Annotated in this window: 1 protein-coding gene; it reads right to left on the bottom strand. The window is 54.5% G+C overall.

The genetic code is table 11. The features are described from left to right. A partial coding sequence (locus tag HJ536_RS20710; RefSeq protein ID WP_177159283.1) for an alpha/beta fold hydrolase occupies positions 1–431 on the bottom strand: 431 nt, incomplete at both ends.

The raw sequence follows: 431 nt of genomic DNA, 5'->3' as shown, positions 1-431 counted from the left end.
GGCGAAGCAAATTCGGATGCGACATGGCCAGCTTAAATACAGGCTCACCGGCCATATCCGGAAGAAAATCCCCTATCGACAAGGGCGCCGCGGGTGAAATGAGAATGAGCCGCGAGACAATATCCGGACGTTTCGCGGCGATCTTGATCGCGGCCATTGCGCCGATCGAAAACCCGGCCAGAACTACCCCGCCATTGTCCGCAGTAATCGCCTTGCTATGCAACGCATTGGAAAACGCCATATCAACGTCTTCTGGGGCGTTAGCCAAAAGGTCTACCGCGACGATATCTACGTCGGGATTAGCCTTGAGAAGCAAAGTGGCGTCGGCTTTGCTTCCGGGCATGCCGTGGCAAAAGAATACTGCCTCCATCCGCGCGGAACCCACCTTTGTACGTTGAATTGCTTCAAATTCTTGCACCTCAAAGGCGCAA

The organism is Donghicola mangrovi, from assembly GCF_013377535.1.
Classification (GTDB): Bacteria; Pseudomonadota; Alphaproteobacteria; order Rhodobacterales; family Rhodobacteraceae; genus Donghicola; species Donghicola mangrovi.
The sequence above is the reverse complement of the archived record's forward strand: the minus strand, read 5'-3'. Positions and strand labels throughout refer to the sequence as shown.